Source organism: Thiohalocapsa sp., assembly GCF_019695415.1.
In the GTDB taxonomy this organism is placed as follows: domain Bacteria; phylum Pseudomonadota; class Gammaproteobacteria; order Chromatiales; family Chromatiaceae; genus Thiohalocapsa.
In genome coordinates this window covers 1-4,948 of sequence record NZ_JAIFKJ010000474.1, presented here as the reverse complement: position 1 = coordinate 4,948, position 4,948 = coordinate 1, and the positions used below count along the sequence as shown (strand labels likewise).

General features: G+C 67.9%; 4 protein-coding genes and 1 pseudogene. All 5 read right to left on the bottom strand.

Annotated elements, in window-relative coordinates; translation table 11 throughout:
• Nucleotides 1–367, bottom strand: a pseudogene (locus tag I6U14_RS13295) (acyl-[acyl-carrier-protein]--UDP-N-acetylglucosamine O-acyltransferase); the annotation flags it as partial.
• Between the two features lie 85 nt (nt 368–452).
• Nucleotides 453–2,021, bottom strand: coding sequence for a bifunctional phosphoribosylaminoimidazolecarboxamide formyltransferase/IMP cyclohydrolase (gene purH, locus I6U14_RS13290; protein WP_296900004.1), 1,569 nt, complete (start codon nt 2,019–2,021; stop codon nt 453–455).
• 211 nt (nt 2,022–2,232) lie between these two features.
• Complete coding sequence (locus I6U14_RS13285; protein WP_296900003.1) at nt 2,233–2,580, bottom strand: helix-turn-helix domain-containing protein; 348 nt, start codon at nt 2,578–2,580, stop codon at nt 2,233–2,235.
• On the bottom strand, nt 2,577–3,608 hold the full coding sequence (dusB, locus tag I6U14_RS13280) for a tRNA dihydrouridine synthase DusB (RefSeq protein WP_296900005.1): 1,032 nt from the start codon (nt 3,606–3,608) through the stop codon (nt 2,577–2,579). The genes I6U14_RS13285 and dusB overlap by 4 nt, the downstream gene beginning before the upstream one ends.
• A gap of 322 nt (nt 3,609–3,930) precedes the next feature.
• Complete coding sequence (prmA, locus tag I6U14_RS13275) at nt 3,931–4,869, bottom strand: 50S ribosomal protein L11 methyltransferase (RefSeq protein WP_296900002.1); 939 nt, start codon at nt 4,867–4,869, stop codon at nt 3,931–3,933.
• Nucleotides 4,870–4,948 lie beyond the last annotated feature (79 nt).

Here is a 4,948-nt window from a genome sequence, read left to right as displayed (position 1 = left end):
TGCAGTCGTGCCCGACGTGGCTGTAAGCCATGAAGAAGTTGCGGCTGCCGATGCGGGTGCCGGTGGCGTACTTGACGCCGTGGCTGATATTGACGCCCTCGCGAAACTGGTTGTTGTCGCCGATAGTGAGCGGCTTAGCCTGCTCTGCCGTGTAGCCGAGGTCCTGCGGCTCCGACCCGAGGGTGACGCCGTGACAGATCCGATTGTTGCGACCGAGCCGCGTATGGCCGTAGACCCGTGCGCAGCTCTCGACGAGGCAGCCCTCGCCCAGCACTGCGCCGGACTCGATGATGGAGTAGGCACCCACCGACACACTCGGGTGCAGCTCGGCGCCGGACTCGATGATGGCGGTGGGATGAATCATCAGTGATCAGGGGCGAGGAGCGAGGGGCGAGGGGGATAGAGCGCCGCGCTTCTTCCTCGCTACTCGCCCCTCGCAACTCGCAACTTCCTCAATGACGAAAATGGCGCATGCCCGTGAACACCATCGCCATGCCGTGCTCGTCGGCGGCGGCGATGACCTCGTCATCGCGCATAGAACCGCCGGGCTGGATGACGGCGGCGATGCCGTTGGCGGCAGCCTGGTCGATGCCATCGCGGAACGGGAAGAAGGCGTCGGAGGCCATGACGGCGTCCTGTACGGCGAGCCCCGCCTGCTCGGCCTTGATGCTCGCGATGCGCGCCGAGTTGACCCGGCTCATCTGCCCGGCGCCGATGCCGATAGTCTGGCTCTCACGGGCGTAGACGATGGCGTTGGACTTGACGAACTTGGCCACCCGCCAGCCGAACAGCAGGTCGCCCATCTCCGTCTCAGACGGGGCCCGGCGGCTGACGACTTTGAGCTCGCCCGTGAGCGCCAGGTCGGCGTCCTGCACTAACAGGCCGCCGCCCACACGCTTGAAATCCATATAGGGAGCCGGTTTGGCATCCCAGCCGCCGCAGGCCAGCAGGCGCACGTTCTTTTTGGCCGCCACGGCTGCCGCGGCCTGGGCGGTCACCGTCGGCGCGATGATCACCTCCACGAATTGGCGGTCCACAATAGCCTCCGCCGTTTCCGCATCCAGTTCGCCGTTGAAGGCGATGATGCCGCCGAAGGCAGACTCGGGGTCCGTGGCGAAGGCGCGCTCATAGGCGTGCTTCAGGCTATCGCCGTAGGCGACGCCGCAGGGATTGGCGTGCTTGACGATGACGCAGGCGGGGCCGTCGGCGAACTGCTTGACGCATTCCAGCGCCGCATCGGTGTCGGCGATGTTGTTGTAGCTGAGTGCCTTGCCCTGTAGCTGTTCGGCGCCGGCGATGCAGGCCTCGGGCAGGTCGCGGGCGACGTAGAAGGCGGCGTTCTGGTGCGGGTTCTCGCCGTAGCGCATGGCCTGGCGCTTGCGGAACTGGACGTTGAAGGTGCGGGGAAGGCCCTCTGGCTTGCCGTCCGTGTCCTCAAGGACAGCGCCCAGGTAATTGGCGATCGCGTCATCGTAGGCGGCCGTGTGCTCAAAGGCCTTCACGGCGAGGTCTAAGCGCGTGGCATCGCTGACGGCACCGTCTTGATCGGCCATTTCGTCCAGCACGCGGCCATAATCGGCGGCGTCCACCACCACGGTGACGGCGGCGTGGTTCTTGGCCGCCGCGCGCAGCAGCGTCGGGCCGCCGATGTCGATGTTCTCGATGGCAGTGGCGAGGTCGCACTCCGGCTTGGCGACCGTCGCCTCGAACGGGTAAAGGTTCACCACCACGAGGTCGATAGGCTTGATCTCGTTCTCGTGCATGACGCCGTCGTCGACGCCGCGGCGGCCGAGGATGCCGCCGTGGATCCGCGGGTGCAGCGTCTTGACCCGTCCGCCCATGATCTCCGGAAAGCCCGTGTGGTCCGAGACTTCTTTGACCGGCACGTCCGCGTCAGTGAGGAGCCGCGACGTGCCGCCCGTGGAGAGGATTTCGACGCCCCGCTCGGCCAGGGCCCGGGCGAAATCGGCGAGACCTGTCTTGTCGGACACACTGATCAGGGCGCGGCGGATGGGGTGCATGGAGTGCCTCGCGGATGCTCGGGTGAAAGCCATCGGCGGTGTTGTTGGGCCCGTTGCCGAGCGGGGCCGGCGCACGGTTGTGCCGTCCGCACTGGGGGCGACGGATGACGACCGGATTATGCCACTGCGGCGAGGGCGGCGCAGATGAGGCGCGAATCCATGGCGTCGAGGCGGCTCGTGGGCGCGTCGTCTAATCGGGTGTTGCGCCGCATCAGGCTTCCGGTGCGCCGTCGGCCGCCGCATAGGCGGCGAGCTTTTTGCGCAGTGTACTGCGGCTGATACCGAGCATACGGGCAGCGACGGACTGGTTATTGGCTGCGGCGTCGAGCACTGTCTCGATGAGCGGGCGCTCCACCTCGTCCATCACGAAGCGGTGCAGACCCTCCACCTCCTGTCCAGCCATGTTGCGCAGGTAGGTGTGCACGGCGGCCCTTACGCACTCACGAAGCGGCTCTCCTCGGTCCATCTGTACGACGGTCAAACCTTGCCAGTTGGCGTGTTGGTCTTCGTCTCGTTGCTCCGGTCGGGGCGCAGCCTTGGCCGCTGTCGCGCTCGTCATGCCGCATCCTCCAGGTCGATGGTCCGTTCCAACACGGCGCGGACCTGTTTGGCTTGTTGTTGTGGTGTCTCGGCCCGGTTGATCCGGGTCAGGTCGATAGCAGCCGGACCGCCAGGGTCCAGGCTGGACTGACTGGTGGCCACGGGAGTCGGGCGACCACGCAGATACCATCCGATGTGCTTGCGGGCGATTCGCACGCCGCGCTCGGCGCCGTAGAAGCCATACAGCTCGTCCAGGTGAGCGAGCAGGGTGTCACGAATCCAGTCCGCGGTGGGCGGCGGCAGCCGCTTGCCGGTGGCCAGGTAGTGGTCGATCTCTCGAAATACCCAGGGACGCCCCTGGGCCGCGCGGCCAATCATGATGGCATCGGCACCCGTGTAAGCGAGCACCTCTCGCGCGCGCTCTGGGCTGTCGATGTCGCCGTTGGCCACCAGCGGAAAGTCCGGGGGTAGCACCGGTCCTGCCCGCAAAGCGCGCAGGCTGTCGAGCTCTGCGCGCCCGCTATAGCCGCAGGCACGGGTGCGGCCGTGCACCGTCAACAAGGCGATACCCGACTCCCGTGCGATGCGGGCGATGCGGGCCAGGTTGCGGCTCTCCGGCGACCATCCGGTGCGGGTCTTGAGGGTCACGGGTACCGCCACGGCGGCCACCACGGCCTCCAGGATGCGCGCCACCAGTGGCTCGTCGCGCAGCAGTGCCGAGCCGGCGGCAGCGCTGCAGACCTTCTTGGCAGGGCAGCCGAGGTTGATGTCGATGATCTGCGCACCGCTGTCCACGTTGCGGCGTGCGGCTTCGGCCATCCAGCGTGGATCGGCGCCCGCGATCTGCACGGCGATGGGACCGGGCTCGCCGCGATGGTCCGCGCGCTCGCGGCTCTTGCGTGTATCGGCTAGCGCCGGGTTCGCGGAGAGCATCTCGGATATCGCAAGGCCGGCACCGAGGCGTCGGCAGAGGCTGCGGAACGGCCTGTCCGTCACACCGGCCATGGGCGCCAGTATCAACCGGTTGCGGAGGCTTATGCCGCCGATGCAAAGCCCAGCGTCAGCTGCCGGTCCCGGGGGGCAGGGCGTGCCCGTCCACGCGGATGCCCCGCTGTGGGGCGACTGGGCGGATTTGCTGGTACTGCCGTTGACCTTGAGGCGCGTTGGCATGCGGGCATTGGGCTCCGGGAGGCGGCGACGGAGCCCTGGATTCTAGCCAAGATCAGTCCGGGCAGCAGTCTCCGCGACGCATGCTGATGAAGGGGATAGGCTTACAAGGACACGGCCACGGACCGGTCGCCTCGGCCTGGCTGCGGTCTTTGCAGCGCGCTCTGCGCGAAGCGCGAGGGCGCATCGACATAAAGTGTATTCAGCTGCGGCTGCTGAGGCGGCGGCCGGTGAGCAACGCCCATTCTTCCCGTGTCTCGGCCGGCTCCACGGCGAAATGCGTCGCATAGCCGTCTGCCACCTGCGGCGCTTGCCGGGCGAGGATGCCGGAGAGGCCGAGCAGCGCGCCCGGTGCGGCGAGTGCGGCGAGTGTGGGGGCCAGCTCCAAGAGCGGCCCCGCGAGGATGTTGGCCACCACAATGTCCGCTTGCGTGTCTGGAACCTGCTCGGGTCGGGCCACAGCGAGCTGCCCCAGCACACCGTTGCCAATGGCATTGTCGACGGTGGCGTCCAGCGCCTGGGGGTCGTGGTCCACCGCCAGTGCGGACGCGGCGCCGAGCTTCAACGCTGCCAAGGCCAGAATGCCGGACCCGCAGCCGTAATCCACCACTCGCTTGCCTCTTAGGTCGAGCCCGTCCAGCCAGGTGAGGCAAAGCGCCGTTGTGGGGTGGTGTCCGGTGCCGAAGGCAAGGCCGGGGTCCAGGTCCACAACCACGCCGGGCCAGTCCGGGCCGTTGGCGCCGGCCGGTCGCTCACCGCGCGGGCAGACCCACAGACGTTCGCCGAAGCGGGTGGGGCAGAACTCGTCCAGCCAGACGCGCTCCCAGGGGCGATCCTCCAGGCCAGCGATGCTCGGTGGCGATAGTGCGAGGTGGCCCAGCGCTTCGGCGGCTTGGCGGGCTGCGGCCTCGCCGGCGGCGTCATCGTCGAAGAGTGCGGTCATGCGAAGTCGGCGCCACAGCGGCTGCGTGGCCGGTGCGGGCTCCCAGACGCCGCCCGCGGCCGGGTCCACCGGGCCTGTGCCGGGCTCGTCCGCGGCATCGTCCATGGTCACTGCGAGCGCGCCGGCGTCCTCCAGCGCCCCCTCCACTTGCTCGGCGTAATCGCGGTCGATGATGAGGGAGAGTTGGAGCCAGGGCATTTGGGAGGGGATAGGGGCTGGGATCGAGTTTCGAGTATCGAGTTTTGAGGGGCGAGGGGCGAGGGGCAAGTCAGGGTCT

Coding starts and splice junctions, on each gene's coding strand:
- I6U14_RS13285 (WP_296900003.1), bottom strand. CDS start 2,580: ATGACGAGCGCGACAGCGGCCAAGGCTGCGCCCCGACCGGAGCAACGA.
- prmA (WP_296900002.1), bottom strand. CDS start 4,869: ATGCCCTGGCTCCAACTCTCCCTCATCATCGACCGCGATTACGCCGAG.
- purH (WP_296900004.1), bottom strand. CDS start 2,021: ATGCACCCCATCCGCCGCGCCCTGATCAGTGTGTCCGACAAGACAGGT.